Genomic DNA, 13250 nt, shown 5'->3' with positions numbered 1-13250 from the left:
CGCAGGCAGCGGGCTCGGAGGTGTGCGGTGCGGAGGGGTCAGCCGTAGACAGGGCCCGTGTACTTCTCGCCGGGGCCCTGGCCGGGCTCGTCCGGTACGAGCGAGGCCTCGCGGAAGGCCAGCTGGAGCGACTTCAGGCCGTCGCGCAGCGGGGAGGCGTGGAAGGTGCTGATCTCGGTGGTGCTCGCGTCGAGCAGACCGGCCAGTGCCTGGACCAGCTTGCGCGCCTCGTCCAGGTCCTTGTGCTGCTCGCCCTCCTCGGTCAGACCGAGCTTCACGGCGGCCGCGCTCATCAGATTGACGGCGACGGTCACGATCACCTCGACCGCGGGGACCTCCGCGATGTCGCGGGCCATGTCGTCGAAGCCGGGGTTCTCGGTGCTGGGGGTCGCGTCACTCATGCCCCACACGATAAGGCCACGTCCGCACGGCTCTGTCCGTGGGAGCACCTGCGGGGCGGTGCGGGGCCGCGGGTTAGCCGCCGCCCCGTGAAGCTGCTAACCTTGTGTAACGACCGGCCGGACACCTATGTGCTCGGCCCACAAGTGGAGGCTCCGATCTCCCACCTAGCTGTCCTCGCGGACGGCAGGTCACCGGTCAGGTAGCCACCATCGTTCCGTACGGACGATGGAGCTGCTCGATGCGCCCCGCGGTTGACCGCGGCGGTGTTCCGGTATTTCCAGGAGCCCCGCCTGTGTCCCGTCCGGGGCATTTTTCCTTTCCCGGCTCGGTTGGTCTTACGAAACAGACGTTACGCGGCTGTCCGCCAGGCGGTCGCGTGGTGCTACCGAGGAGGATCCATCAGCGCCGAGCCCCGCATCAACGACCGGATTCGCGTTCCCGAGGTGCGACTTGTCGGTCCCAGCGGCGAGCAGGTCGGGATTGTTCCGCTTGCCAAGGCCCTGGAGCTCGCACAGGAGTACGACCTCGACCTGGTCGAGGTGGCGGCGACAGCCCGTCCCCCCGTGTGCAAGCTCATGGACTACGGGAAGTTCAAGTACGAGTCGGCCATGAAGGCCCGTGAGGCGCGCAAGAACCAGGCGCACACGGTCATCAAGGAAATGAAGCTCCGGCCGAAGATCGACCCGCACGACTATGACACCAAGAAGGGTCACGTCGTCCGGTTCCTCAAGCAGGGGGACAAGGTCAAGATCACGATCATGTTCCGTGGTCGTGAGCAGTCCCGCCCCGAGCTGGGCTTCCGACTGCTCCAGCGTCTCGCTTCGGATGTCGAGGACCTCGGCTTCATCGAGTCCAACCCGAAGCAGGACGGCCGGAACATGATCATGGTTCTGGGCCCGCACAAGAAGAAGACCGAAGCCATGGCCGAAGCCCGTGAGGCCCAGGCCGCCCGCAAGGCGGAGCGTCAGGGTTACGCCCACGACGCCGAGTCCGAGGGTGAAGCCGCTGAGGCCCCGGCCGCAGCTGCCGAGGCTCCGGCCGAGACACCTGCAGACACACCTTCCGAGGCGTGACCTCTGGGGGCCGCCATCCAGGCGCCCCCGGGTCCCTCGGGAACCACCCAAAGATCTGACGCCCCTGCAGTCCGGTGCTCCGCACCGTGAGGGGCGCCACTGACGAGGAGAGAACGGCGCGATGCCGAAGAACAAGACGCACAGCGGTGCCAGCAAGCGCTTCAAGATCACCGGCTCCGGCAAGGTGCTCCGTGAGAAGGCCGGCAAGCGCCACCTGCTCGAGCACAAGTCGTCCAAGAAGACCCGCTCGCTGACCGGCACGGTCGTCGTGGCTCCGGCCGACGTCAAGAAGGTCAAGAAGCTTCTCGGCAAGTGAGGACGCGGCCTCCGGTGAACCCGGAGGCGCGACCTCGATCCGACCGGGACCAATTCGTTTCCGGGCCGTGTGAGTCCAACCACGGCCCCGCTGTAAGGAGTCAAAAGTGGCACGCGTCAAGCGGGCAGTAAACGCCCACAAGAAGCGCCGGGCGATCCTCGAGGCCGCCAAGGGTTACCGCGGTCAGCGCTCGCGCCTGTACCGCAAGGCCAAGGAGCAGGTCACCCACTCCCTGGTCTACAACTACAACGACCGCAAGAAGCGCAAGGGCGACTTCCGTCGGCTCTGGATCCAGCGCATCAACGCCGCTGCCCGCCAGAACGGCATGACGTACAACCGCCTCATCCAGGGTCTGAACGCCGCCAACATCGAGGTGGACCGCAAGATCCTGGCCGAGCTCGCGGTCAACGACGCCAACGCGTTCGCCGCTCTCGTCGAGGTCGCTCAGAAGGCCCTTCCGAGCGACGTCAACGCCCCGAAGGCCGCCTGATCCAGGCAGCTCTTCACAGGTGTGAGCCGGACCCGCAGGCGCAAGCCGTCTGCGGGTCCGGTGCGTTGCAGGACGCTGTGCGTACGTAGTCATCCGTACGCAGAGAAACGTACGCAGAGAAGCAGAGATACGCAGAGAGGCTCGCCGCCGACCATGGGCACCCCCGAACTGATCTCCGCGCGGTCGCCGCGCGTCGCCGCCGCACGACGGCTGGCCAGGCGCAACTTCCGCGGCAAGGAGCGCAGGTTCATCGCCGAGGGGCCGCAGGCCGTGCGCGAGGCCGCGGCGCACCGGGGCAGCGACGGCGAGCCCACGCTGACCGAGCTCTTCGCCACCGTCGAGGCCGCCGACCGGTACGCCGACATCATCGACGCCGCCCACGAGGCGGGCGCCCGGGTGCACCTCGCGGACAGCGACGTGCTGGCCGACGTCTCGCAGACCGTCACCCCGCAGGGCCTGATCGGCGTCTGCCGCTTCCTGGACTCGCCCTTCGAGGAGATCCTCGCGGCGAAGCCCACACTCGTCGCCGTACTCGCCCACGTACGGGACCCCGGGAACGCCGGCACCGTGCTGCGCTGCGCCGACGCCGCGGGCGCCGACGCCGTCGTGCTCACCGACGCGTCCGTGGACCTGTACAACCCCAAGTCGGTCCGTGCCTCGGTCGGCTCTCTCTTCCATCTGCCGGTCGCCGTCGGCGTGCCCGTCGAACAGGCCGTACAGGGGCTGCGGGACGCGGGCGTGCGCATCCTGGCGGCCGACGGGGCGGGCGCGGACGACCTCGACGACGAACTCGACGCAGGCACCATGGGCGGGCCCACCGCCTGGGTGTTCGGCAACGAGGCATGGGGGCTGCCGGAGGAGACCCGGGCACTGGCCGACGCCGTCGTCCGGGTCCCGATCCACGGCAGGGCGGAGAGCCTCAATCTCGCCACCGCCGCCGCCGTGTGCCTCTACGCCTCCGCGCGGGCCCAGCGCCCGCGGCACACCGGCTGAGCCGCCCCGGTACCGAAGCTCCACCGATCGATCCAAGCCACACCCGCCGGTGCGCCGCCTCGGGGTGTCGCTCGCCGTCCGGCGCCTAGTAGGGTGACGAACTCGGGGGCCCACTGCACCGGTTCGAGAGGTGGGGTACGGGAATATGGCTGTCGGCATGAGCAGGCCGCGTCAGACACACACGGCCGCCGTGCGCGCCATCACCGACGGGGAAGGTACGAGCGGCATCATCGGGGACACGGCGACGGGCATCGACCCGGACGACCTGCCCGACGGCCTCGTCGTCGCCGACGAGAGCGGCAGGGTCATCTGCTTCAACTCGGCCGCGGCGCGGATCACCGCCACACCGCGGGCCGCGGTCCTCGGCCGTTCCCTCGAGCACGCGCTGCCCCTCGAAGACCTCAAGGGCCGCCGCTGGTGGGCCCTGACCGACCCGTACGGGGGCCTCGCCACCCGGGTCGGACAGCCCGAGCGGAACCTGCTGCTCCCAGGCGGCCGCGAGGTCCTGGTATCGGCACGGTACGTACGCGACGCCCCGAGGGGCCCGGTCCGCCGGCTGGTCGTCTCGCTCCGCGGCACCGAGGCGCGCCGCCGCACCGAGCGCAGCCACGCCGAGCTGATCGCCACCGTCGCCCACGAACTGCGCTCCCCGCTGACCTCGGTCAAGGGGTTCACCGCGACTCTGCTGGCCAAGTGGGAGCGTTTCACCGACGACCAGAAGCGGCTCATGCTGGAGACCGTCGACGCCGACGCCAACCGCGTCAACCGGCTCATCGCGGAGCTGCTCGACATCTCCCGCATCGACTCCGGGCGCCTGGAGCTGCGCCGCCAGCCCGTGGACATCTCCGCCGCCGTCGAACGCCACGTCCAGGCCCACACGGCGAACGGCCAGGCGCCGGACCGCTTCCTCGTCCGCACCCGGCAGCCGCTGCCCGACCTCTGGGCCGACCCCGACAAGGTCGACCAGGTCCTGGGCAACCTCCTGGAAAACGCGGTGCGCCACGGCGAGGGAACCGTCACTATTGAGATCGCCCCTGCACCCGCACCGGGGAAGAGCGACGAGAGCGGAACGGCAGTCACCGTGAGCGACGAAGGTCCCGGCATCCCGGAGGAGTCGATGGGCCGCGTCTTCACCCGCTTCTGGCGGGGCAGCAAGCGCGGCGGGACCGGCCTGGGCCTCTACATCGTCAAGGGCATCGTCGAGGCGCACGGCGGCACGATCACGGTCGACCGGGGGCCCGGTGGCGGCGCCGAGTTCCGATTTATCCTGCCCGTGAGCGCCCCGGCCTATCTGGCCTGAGCGGCCCACGGGCTCCTTCGCCCCTCCCCGGCCCTTAGACTCGACTTTTGGCACCTTTGCGTCCTCAGTCGTCGAGCGAGGGGCCGCGGGGTCCGGGGTTTCCCCGGTTCAGCGCAGTATCAGCCAATCGGAAGCACGGGAAGAGATGTCGGCACCGAACAAGTCGTACGACCCAGTCGAGGTCGAGGCACTGAAACCGGAAGAGATCGAGCGCATGCGGGACGAGGCGTTCGCCGCCTTCGCCGCTGCCGGCGACCTCGACGCGCTCGCCCAGGCGAAGACCGCGCACACCGGTGGCACCTCGCCCCTGTCGCTCGCCAACCGCGAGATCGGCGCCCTGCCGCCGCAGGCCAAGGCCGAGGCGGGCAAGCGCGTGGGCCAGGCCCGCGGCGCCGTCTCCAAGGCCCTCGCCGCCCGCCAGACGGAGCTGGAGGCCGAGCGTGACGCCCGTGTGCTCGTCGAGGAGGCCGTGGACGTCACGCTGCCCTACGACCGCACCCCGGCCGGTGCGCGCCACCCCCTCACGACCATCATGGAGCGCGTCGCCGACGTCTTCGTCGCCATGGGCTACGAGATCGCGGAAGGCCCCGAGGTCGAGGCGGAGTGGTTCAACTTCGACGCCCTGAACTTCGTGCCCGACCACCCGGCCCGGCAGATGCAGGACACCTTCTTCGTCCAGGGCGCCGACGGTGCCAGGAACGACGAGTCCGGTGTCGTGCTGCGCACGCACACCTCGCCGGTCCAGGCCCGCTCGCTGCTCAGCCGCAAGCCCCCCGTCTACGTGGTCTGCCCCGGCAGGGTCTACCGCACCGACGAGCTCGACGCGACGCACACCCCGGTCTTCCACCAGATCGAGCTGCTCGCCGTCGACGAGGGCCTCACCATGGCCGACCTCAAGGGCACCCTCGACCACATGGTCCAGGCGCTCTTCGGACCGGACATGAAGACCCGGCTGCGGCCGAACTTCTTCCCGTTCACCGAGCCGTCCGCCGAGATGGACATGGTCTGCTACGTCTGCCGCGGCGAGTCCGTCGGCAACCCGGACCGCCCCTGCCGCACCTGCGGCAGCGAGGGCTGGATCGAGCTCGGCGGCTGCGGCATGGTCAACCCCAAGGTGCTCGTCGCCTGCGGGGTCGACCCCCAGAAGTACAGCGGATTCGCCTTCGGGTTCGGCATCGAGCGGATGCTGATGTTCCGCCACAACGTCGAAGACATGCGAGACATGGTCGAGGGTGACGTCCGGTTCACCCGGCCGTTCGGGATGGAGATCTGATGCGCGTCCCGCTTTCCTGGCTGCGGGAGTACGTCGACCTGCCGGCGACCGAGACCGGCCGTGACGTACAGGCCAAGCTCGTCGCCGTGGGCCTCGAGGTAGAGACCGTCGAGCAGATCGGCGCGGGGCTCAAGGGCCCACTCGTCGTCGGTCAGGTTCTGACCATTGAGGAGCTGGAGGGCTTCAAGAAGCCCATCCGCTTCTGCACCGTCGACGTCGGCACCGCCAACGGCACCGGCGAACCGCAGGAGATCGTCTGCGGCGCCCGTAACTTCGCCGTCGGCGACAAGGTCGTCGTGGTCCTCCCGGGTGCCGTCCTGCCCGGCGACTTCGCGATCGCCGCGCGCAAGACGTACGGCAGGACCTCGCACGGCATGATCTGCTCCACCGACGAGCTCGGCATGGGCGACGACGGTACGCACGGCATCATCGTGCTGCCGCCCGAGCACGAGGTCGGCACCGACGCGATCGAGCTCCTCGAGCTCATCGACGAGGTCCTCGACATCGCCGTCACCCCGGACCGGGGCTACTGCCTGTCGATGCGCGGCGTCGCCCGCGAGACCGCGATCGCCTACGGTCTGCCGCTGCGCGACCCGGCGCTGCTGGACGTGCCCGCGCCGAACGCGTACGGCTACCCGGTGAAGGTCGCCGACCCGATCGGCTGCTCGCGCTTCACCGCGCGCACCGTCGTCGGTCTGCAGCCCGAGGCACGCTCCCCGATCTGGATGCAGCGCAGGCTGCAGAAGGCCGGGATGCGCCCGATCTCGCTCGCGGTCGACATCACCAACTACGTGATGCTCGAGCTCGGCCAGCCGCTGCACGCCTACGACCGGACCCGCGTCGCAGGGGCGATTGGGGTGCGCCGCGCCCAGCAGGGCGAGAAGCTCACCACGCTCGACGGCTCCGTGCGCGTCCTGGACGCCCAGGACCTGGTCATCACCGACGACCGCGGGCCGATCGGTCTCGCGGGCGTCATGGGCGGTGCCGACACGGAGATCGCCGACGTGCAGGCCGAGGAGGCCGGCACCACCGAGGTCGTCATCGAGGCCGCGCACTTCGACGCGATCTCCATCGCCCGGACCGCGCGCCGCCACAAGCTGGCCTCGGAGGCGTCCAAGCGCTTCGAGCGCGGCGTCGACCCCCAGGCCGCCGCCGCTGCCGCGCAGCGCACCGTCGACCTGCTGGTCCTCCTCGCGGGCGGCACCGCCGAGTCGGGCGTCACCGAGATCAGCGCCCCGTCCGCACCCCGCACCATCGCCATGCCCGCCGATCACCCCGACAGGGTGGCCGGTGTCGGCTACGGCCGCGAGACCGTCGTACGGCGCCTCCAGCAGGTCGGCTGCGACGTCTACGGTCAGGACGAGCTGATCGTCACGGTGCCGTCCTGGCGCCCCGACCTCGCCGCGCCGAACGACCTGGCCGAGGAAGTCATCCGGCTCGAGGGCTACGAGAACCTCCCGTCCACGCTGCCGACGCCGCCGTCCGGCCGGGGACTCACCGACCGCCAGCGGCTGCACCGGCGCATCGGCCGGGCACTCGCGGGCGCCGGTTACGTCGAGGCGCTCAGCTACCCGTTCATCGGCGACGCCGTCCTCGACCAGCTCGGCCTGGACAAGGACGACGCCCGCCGCCGCACGGTCACGCTCGTCAACCCGCTGTCCGACGAGGAGCCCGCGCTGCGCACGACGCTGCTTCCGGGTCTGCTCGGGGCACTGCGGCGCAACGACGGGCGAGGCAGCCACGACCTCGCGCTCTTCGAGACCGGTCTGGTCTTCCGGCCGTCCGGCGAGGAGACGAAGGCCGTACGGCTGCCCGTCGACCGCCGTCCCACCGACGAGGAGATCGCCGGTCTCGACGCGGCGCTCCCGCGCCAGCCGCGCCGCGCCGCCGTCGTCCTCGCGGGCGCCCGCGAGCAGGCCGGCTGGTGGGGCAAGGGCCGTCCCGCCGACTGGGCGGACTCCGTCGAGGCGGCGCGCACGATCGCCCGTGAGGCGGGCGTCGAGCTGACCGTCCGCGGCGATCAGCACGCCCCGTGGCACCCCGGCCGGTGCGCCGCGCTGTACGTCACGGTGAACGGCGAGGAGACCCTCTTCGGGCACGCGGGCGAACTGCACCCGCGCGTCATCAAGGAGCTCCACCTGCCGGAGCGGACCTGCGCCATGGAGGTCGAGCTCGACGTCCTGGAGCAGGCCGTCGACGGTGCGCTCCAGGCGCCGCGGATCTCCACCTTCCCGGTGGCGACCCAGGACGTGGCGCTCGTGGTCGGGCAGGACGTGTCCGCCGACACGGTCGAGAAGGCGCTGCGCGAAGGCGCCGGCGACCTCCTCGAGTCGCTGCGGCTGTTCGACGTCTTCACCGGCGACCAGATCGGCGAGGGAAAGAAGTCCCTGGCGTACGCGCTGCGCTTCCGCGCCACCGACCGCACGCTCACCGTCGACGAGGCCTCCGCGGCCCGCGACACCGCGGTCGCTCTGGCCGCCGAGCGCACGGGCGCGGTGCTGCGCGGCGCGTAGCACCCCGCGCACCGCCCTTGCCGACGAGGGCTCGCGCACAGTTCGCGCACAGTGAGGAGGGGCGTATCCGGCCACCGGATACGCCCCTTCTCATGTCTCGCCGGGCGGGTGGACCGCACGCGGGCCCCGGGGCGGCGCCGGGGGGAACCCCGGTCCGGCCGGTCCCGCATCCACCCTCCTGTCATCGGGGCAGTAGGTCGTGCGATCCGGCGCCGTCCGCCCTGCCACGGAGTGTCGGGCAGGTCGGCAGAACGGACGGCGCGGGTGCGGGTCGTCGAACTTTACGAGGGGGAGCCGACGACCCGGCCGCCTCTTGCGAGGCACTCATTCAAGCGACCGGTGCCCCGGCGCGGCAGAGCGCACAGCAGGATGGTTCGGGCATTCCGTTCACACCCCGTGTGAATCGTGCTCCACTAGGGTCATTGCGACGCGCACATGGGGGGGGCAATGGAGCCCAACGTCCTGCTCGAATCCCTGATCGACGAAGCGGGTGTGTCCCGCGCAGGGCTTGCCGGCCATGTCAACCAGGCAGGCCGCACCCGAGGCCTGTGCCTGAAGTACGAGCACACGGCGGTCTCCCGCTGGCTCAAGGGCCAGCGCCCGCGCGGTCAGGTGCCGGACCTCATCTGCGAGGTCCTCGGCAGCCGGCTGGACCGGCCCGTCACGCTTGACGACATCGGTATGGGGACCTCGGGGGCGTACACGGTCGCGCACGGCTCGACCCTCCCGGGATTCGTCGAGCACGCGACCGCGCTGTGGCGCTCCGACGAACAGCAGCGCCCGAACCTCGTCACGGCTCCCGCTGTCACCGGTACGACAGCGGTGATGCCCGTCTGGGAGTGGGAGAACCCGCCCGAGGACGCCGATGTGTCCCGCCCCGGGCCGTCCCGCGTGAGCATGGCCGACATAGCGATGCTGCGTGCTGCCCGCGCCCACTACGAACAGATGTACCGAAAGGCGGGCGGCATCGCGACCAGGGCGCGCGTCGTCGGCTTCCTCAACGCCGAGACCGCACCGCTCCTGCGCGGCGGGTACAGCGACGCGACGGGCCGTCAACTGCACCGTGCGACGGGCGGGCTGGTGGCTGTCGCGGGGATCTGTGCCTACGACTCGGACGCCCATGGACTCGCGCAGCGCTACTTCCACCAGGCGCTGCGCCTCGCCAAGGCCAGCGGGGACCGGGGGCTCGGCGGCTATGTGATCGCGCTGCTCGTCAACCAGTCGCTGTTCCTGGCCGACTACCGCCGGTCCGTCGCGTTCGCCGAGGCGGCACTGCGGGCCGCGGGCTCCCACATCACCCCGGCCCTGGCAGCCGATCTGTACGCGATGCAGGCCAAGGCCTACGCGCAGCTCGGCGACCACCGCAGCGCCCTGGAGTGCATCCGCCGCGCCGAGTCCCAGGACGGCCGCATCCACCCGGGCCACGAACCGGACGAGACGGGATACGTGCAGCCGGGACTCGTCAACGTCCAGGTGGCGGAGGCGCTGCTCAGGCTCGGGGACCTCGCCGGGGCCAGGGAGCACGCCGCGGCGGCCGTACGCTCCCCCGCGCACGACCGCGGCACCGTGCACAGGCTGGCGATGCTCACCCATCTCGAACTGCTCCAGGGAGAGCCGGACAAGGCGGCCCGCACCGCCTCGGAAATGGCAGAACGCGCCCGGGGCATGGAGTCGCGGCGGCTGCGCGACCGGCTGCGCTCCGTGCGGGAACATCTGGCCGCGAGCGGCTGCGCGGACGCCCAAGCGGCGGCCGGCCTCATCGACGGGGCGCTGCGCGTGCCTCTGTGAGCTCCGCCCGAGGTGCCGCCGCACGTTCCCTTGCGGGGCTGACCCTGCTCCGATGTTGCCATCGACCAGTCGGAAGGTGGCAAAACTGTGCAGTGGATGAACTTAGGCGAACAGACTGTGTATGAGAACCGCTGGTTCCGGGTCAATCTGGCAGATGTCGTCCTCCCTGACGGCCGGCATCTCGAGCACTTCCTCATCCGGCTGCGGCCGGTGGCCGCGGCGACCGTCGTCAACGAGGCGAACGAGGTGCTCCTGCTGTGGCGGCACCGGTTCATCACCGACAGCTGGGGCTGGGAGCTCGCCGCGGGTGTCGTCGAGGACGGCGAGGACATCGCGGCCGGGGCCGCCCGGGAGATGGAGGAGGAGACCGGCTGGCGCCCGGGCGAACTGCGCCCGCTGATGACGGTGGAGCCGGCCAACGGCCTCATCGACGCCCGGCACCATCTCTTCTGGACGCGGGAGGCGACCTACACCGGCCCCCCGGCGGACGGCTTCGAGTCCTCGCGCCGTGAGTGGATACCGCTCAAACTCGTGCCCGACATGATCGCGCGCGGCGAGATCCCGGCGGCCAACATGGCGGCCGGTCTGCTGATGCTCCATCACATGCAGCTGGGCTGAGTGCACACGGACGCGCGAAAGGGCCGGCCGGGGGTGTCCCGGCCGGCCCCTTCGCGTACAGGTACAGCGCCTGGCGCGTGATTGCGGCGCCGTGGGAATTTCAGCCGTACGGGTAGAAGCCGGAGCCCGTCTTGCGGCCGAGACGGCCCGCGTCGACCATGCGCTGGAGCAGCGGGGGAGCGGCGTACAGCGGCTCCTTGTACTCCGCGTACATCGAGTCGGCGACCGAGGCCACGGTGTCCAGACCGATCAGGTCGGCGAGCTTGAGCGGCCCCATCGGGTGGGCGCAGCCCATCTCCATGCCGTTGTCGATGTCCTCGCGGCTGGCGATGCCCGACTCGAACATCCGGATCGCCGAGAGCAGATACGGGATCAGCAGGGCGTTGACGACGAATCCGGAACGGTCCTGGGCGCGGATCGCGTGCTTGTCGAGCACGTTCTGCACGACGGCTTCGGCGCGCTTTATCGTCTCGTCCGACGTCGTCAGAGCGGGGATCAGCTCGACGAGCTTCTGCACCGGGGCCGGGTTGAAGAAGTGGATGCCGATGACCTGGTCCGGCCGGGAGGTCGCCACGGCGAGCTTCACCAGCGGGATGGAGGAGGTGTTCGAGGCGAGGATCGCGTCCGGCCGGGTCACCACCTGGTCGAGCACCTGGAAGATCTCGGTCTTGACCTGCTCGTTCTCCACGACGGCCTCGATGACGAGATCGCGGTCCGCGAACTCACCGAGGTCGGTGGTGAAGCTGAGGCGGCCGAGTGTCTCGTCGCGCTCCTCCGCAGTGATCTTGCCGCGTTCCGCGGCCTTCGAGAGGGAGTTGTGCAGCCGGGTACGCCCTATTTCCAGGGCCTCGCCGGTGGTCTCGGCCACCATGACATCGAGGCCGCTGCGGGCGCACACCTCCGCGATGCCTGCGCCCATCTGGCCACAGCCCACCACTCCGACGCGTGCAATGTCGGCCATAGAGTCCGTCACCTCGTGCCTTTCGCTGATCTTCGTGCGGCAGTTCCCGTCTGATTCCGGTGCCCGCCTCGACCCCACGACGTTACTCCGCGATCCGGCCGCGGTGACCTGCGGGTCGGGAGCTCCCGGGGTGGGCATGATCTGCGTCACCGGCCATGACCGGAGCGATACGGGAACGGCACAGGGTACATACGCATGAAAGGTGTGATGAATGCGGCATATGGGCCGGAGATCCTTCGCGATGGGTGCGGCCGGGATGGTGGCCGCGCTGATGACGGCGGGCGACGCGGTCGCCGGGCCCCGGCCCGGCTCCGCCCACAGGCGCCGCAGGGCGGCTCCGGGTGAGCTGAGGGGCGTGTGGATCGCGACGGTGGCCAATCTGGACTGGCCCTCCGCCCCGGGCCTGACCGCCGCGGCCCAGCAGGCGGAACTGGCCGCCCATCTGGACCGTGCGGTCGAGCTGCGGCTGAACGCGGTCTTCCTCCAGGTGAGGCCGACCGCCGACGCCCTGTGGCCCTCGCCGTACGAGCCGTGGGCGCAGTGCCTCACCGGGGTGCAGGGCCAGGACCCGGGCTGGGACCCGCTGGGGACAGCGGTGCGCGAAGCGCACGCCCGCGGTCTGGAACTACACGCCTGGTTCAACCCGTACCGGGTCGCGAACCACACGGACCCTTCACGGCTCGTCGCCACCCACCCGGCCAGACTTCATCCGGACTGGGTACTTCCCTACGGCGGGAAGCTCTACTACAACCCGGGGCTCCCCGAGGTCAGGGCGTTCGTCCAGGACGCGATGCTCGACGCGGTCAGCCGCTACGACATCGACGGGGTCCACTGGGACGACTACTTCTACCCCTACCCGGTGGCGGGCCAGGTCTTCGCCGACGACGCCGCGTACGAGGAGTACGGCGCGGACTTCCCGGACAAGGCCGCCTGGCGCCGGGACAACACCGACCTGCTCGTCAGCGGGACGGCCGAACGGATCAAGGAGATCAAGCCGGCCGTCCGCTTCGGGATCAGCCCCTTCGGGGTGTGGCGCAATGCCGCCACCGATCCGCTGGGCTCGGACACCAGGGCGGGTGTGCAGACGTACGACGATCTGTACGCCGACACCCGCACGTGGGTGAAGGAGGGCTGGATCGACTACATCTGCCCGCAGATCTACTGGAACATCGGCTTCGCCGCCGCCGACTACGCGAAGCTGCTGCCCTGGTGGGCCGAGACGGTCCGGGGCACGGGAGTGGGTCTGTACGTGGGGGAGGCGCTCTACAAGGCCGGTGATCCCGCCCAGCCCGCCGCCTGGCAGGACCCGGCCGAACTCTCCCGCCACCTCGACCTCGCCGCCACCCACCCGGAGGTGGGCGGCCATGTCTTCTTCTCCGCCCAGCACGTGAAGGCCGACAGGATCGGAGCCATGGCCCGCGTGGTCGCCGACCACTACCAGGTGCGGGCCCGCACGCCTCGCTGAGCGGGGGACGCGTGTGCCGGGGGCCCGCTCGGGTCCTCGGCACACGCGTGCGGCCCGG

The 13250-nt window shown here is 70.6% G+C and carries 12 protein-coding genes; 10 read left to right on the top strand and 2 right to left on the bottom strand.

The window, feature by feature from the left end; all coding sequences use genetic code 11:
• Nucleotides 1-38 precede the first annotated feature (38 nt).
• On the bottom strand, nt 39-401 hold the full coding sequence (locus ACFQ6X_RS24020) for a DUF1844 domain-containing protein (RefSeq protein ID WP_329212824.1): 363 nt from the start codon (nt 399-401) through the stop codon (nt 39-41).
• Nucleotides 402-731: 330 nt separating this feature from the next.
• On the opposite strand from ACFQ6X_RS24020, the gene infC reads away from it, so the two are divergent.
• From infC to ACFQ6X_RS23975, 9 genes are all read left to right on the top strand, one after another.
• Nucleotides 732-1475, top strand: a complete 744-nt coding sequence (gene infC, locus ACFQ6X_RS24015) for a translation initiation factor IF-3 (protein WP_383184407.1) — start codon at nt 732-734, stop codon at nt 1473-1475.
• A gap of 121 nt (nt 1476-1596) precedes the next feature.
• On the top strand, nt 1597-1791 hold the full coding sequence (gene rpmI / locus ACFQ6X_RS24010; protein ID WP_031097481.1) for a 50S ribosomal protein L35: 195 nt from the start codon (nt 1597-1599) through the stop codon (nt 1789-1791).
• Nucleotides 1792-1897: 106 nt separating this feature from the next.
• On the top strand, nt 1898-2281 hold the full coding sequence (rplT, locus tag ACFQ6X_RS24005) for a 50S ribosomal protein L20 (protein WP_329212826.1): 384 nt from the start codon (nt 1898-1900) through the stop codon (nt 2279-2281).
• A 153-nt stretch (nt 2282-2434) separates the two neighbouring features.
• Complete coding sequence (locus ACFQ6X_RS24000) at nt 2435-3274, top strand: TrmH family RNA methyltransferase (RefSeq protein WP_383184406.1); 840 nt, start codon at nt 2435-2437, stop codon at nt 3272-3274.
• Between the two features lie 145 nt (nt 3275-3419).
• Entirely contained in the window at nt 3420-4574 is a 1155-nt protein-coding gene (locus ACFQ6X_RS23995; protein ID WP_383184405.1) for an ATP-binding protein, read from the top strand.
• A 145-nt stretch (nt 4575-4719) separates the two neighbouring features.
• A complete protein-coding gene (gene pheS / locus ACFQ6X_RS23990; RefSeq protein ID WP_351172822.1) occupies nt 4720-5847 on the top strand; it encodes a phenylalanine--tRNA ligase subunit alpha in 1128 nt (375 codons plus the stop codon).
• Nucleotides 5847-8360: a phenylalanine--tRNA ligase subunit beta gene (pheT, locus tag ACFQ6X_RS23985; protein ID WP_383184404.1), complete on the top strand. Its 2514-nt coding sequence runs from the start codon at nt 5847-5849 to the stop codon at nt 8358-8360. The genes pheS and pheT overlap by 1 nt, the downstream gene beginning before the upstream one ends.
• Nucleotides 8361-8807: 447 nt before the next feature.
• The gene (locus tag ACFQ6X_RS23980; protein ID WP_383184403.1) at nt 8808-10148 is read left to right on the top strand and encodes a transcriptional regulator; all 1341 of its coding nucleotides are present in this window, start codon (nt 8808-8810) and stop codon (nt 10146-10148) included.
• Nucleotides 10149-10235: 87 nt separating this feature from the next.
• Nucleotides 10236-10766, top strand: coding sequence for an NUDIX hydrolase (locus ACFQ6X_RS23975; protein ID WP_351172831.1), 531 nt, complete (start codon nt 10236-10238; stop codon nt 10764-10766).
• A 100-nt stretch (nt 10767-10866) separates the two neighbouring features.
• On the opposite strand, the gene ACFQ6X_RS23970 is transcribed toward ACFQ6X_RS23975, so the two are convergent.
• On the bottom strand, nt 10867-11727 hold the full coding sequence (locus ACFQ6X_RS23970; RefSeq protein WP_383184402.1) for a 3-hydroxybutyryl-CoA dehydrogenase: 861 nt from the start codon (nt 11725-11727) through the stop codon (nt 10867-10869).
• A gap of 211 nt (nt 11728-11938) precedes the next feature.
• Here ACFQ6X_RS23970 and ACFQ6X_RS23965 point away from each other — a divergent pair, with 211 nt between their 5' ends.
• Nucleotides 11939-13192 (top strand): glycoside hydrolase family 10 protein, encoded by a 1254-nt coding sequence (locus tag ACFQ6X_RS23965; RefSeq protein WP_383184401.1) that lies wholly within the window; start codon nt 11939-11941, stop codon nt 13190-13192.
• Nucleotides 13193-13250 lie beyond the last annotated feature (58 nt).

The sequence above is a fragment of the Streptomyces sp. NPDC056452 genome (assembly GCF_042796085.1).
Lineage (GTDB): Bacteria > Actinomycetota > Actinomycetes > Streptomycetales > Streptomycetaceae > Streptomyces.
The sequence above is the reverse complement of the archived record's forward strand: the minus strand, read 5'-3'. Positions and strand labels throughout refer to the sequence as shown.

Bases quoted from the DNA above. Each gene is read 5' to 3' on its own strand.
- ACFQ6X_RS23995 (WP_383184405.1), top strand. From the start codon at position 3,420: ATGGCTGTCGGCATGAGCAGGCCGCGTCAGACACACACGGCCGCCGTG.
- rpmI (WP_031097481.1), top strand. From the start codon at position 1,597: ATGCCGAAGAACAAGACGCACAGCGGTGCCAGCAAGCGCTTCAAGATC.
- ACFQ6X_RS24020 (WP_329212824.1), bottom strand. From the start codon at position 401: ATGAGTGACGCGACCCCCAGCACCGAGAACCCCGGCTTCGACGACATG.
- ACFQ6X_RS23965 (WP_383184401.1), top strand. From the start codon at position 11,939: ATGCGGCATATGGGCCGGAGATCCTTCGCGATGGGTGCGGCCGGGATG.
- ACFQ6X_RS24000 (WP_383184406.1), top strand. From the start codon at position 2,435: ATGGGCACCCCCGAACTGATCTCCGCGCGGTCGCCGCGCGTCGCCGCC.
- ACFQ6X_RS23970 (WP_383184402.1), bottom strand. From the start codon at position 11,727: ATGGCCGACATTGCACGCGTCGGAGTGGTGGGCTGTGGCCAGATGGGC.
- pheS (WP_351172822.1), top strand. From the start codon at position 4,720: ATGTCGGCACCGAACAAGTCGTACGACCCAGTCGAGGTCGAGGCACTG.
- ACFQ6X_RS23980 (WP_383184403.1), top strand. From the start codon at position 8,808: ATGGAGCCCAACGTCCTGCTCGAATCCCTGATCGACGAAGCGGGTGTG.
- pheT (WP_383184404.1), top strand. From the start codon at position 5,847: ATGCGCGTCCCGCTTTCCTGGCTGCGGGAGTACGTCGACCTGCCGGCG.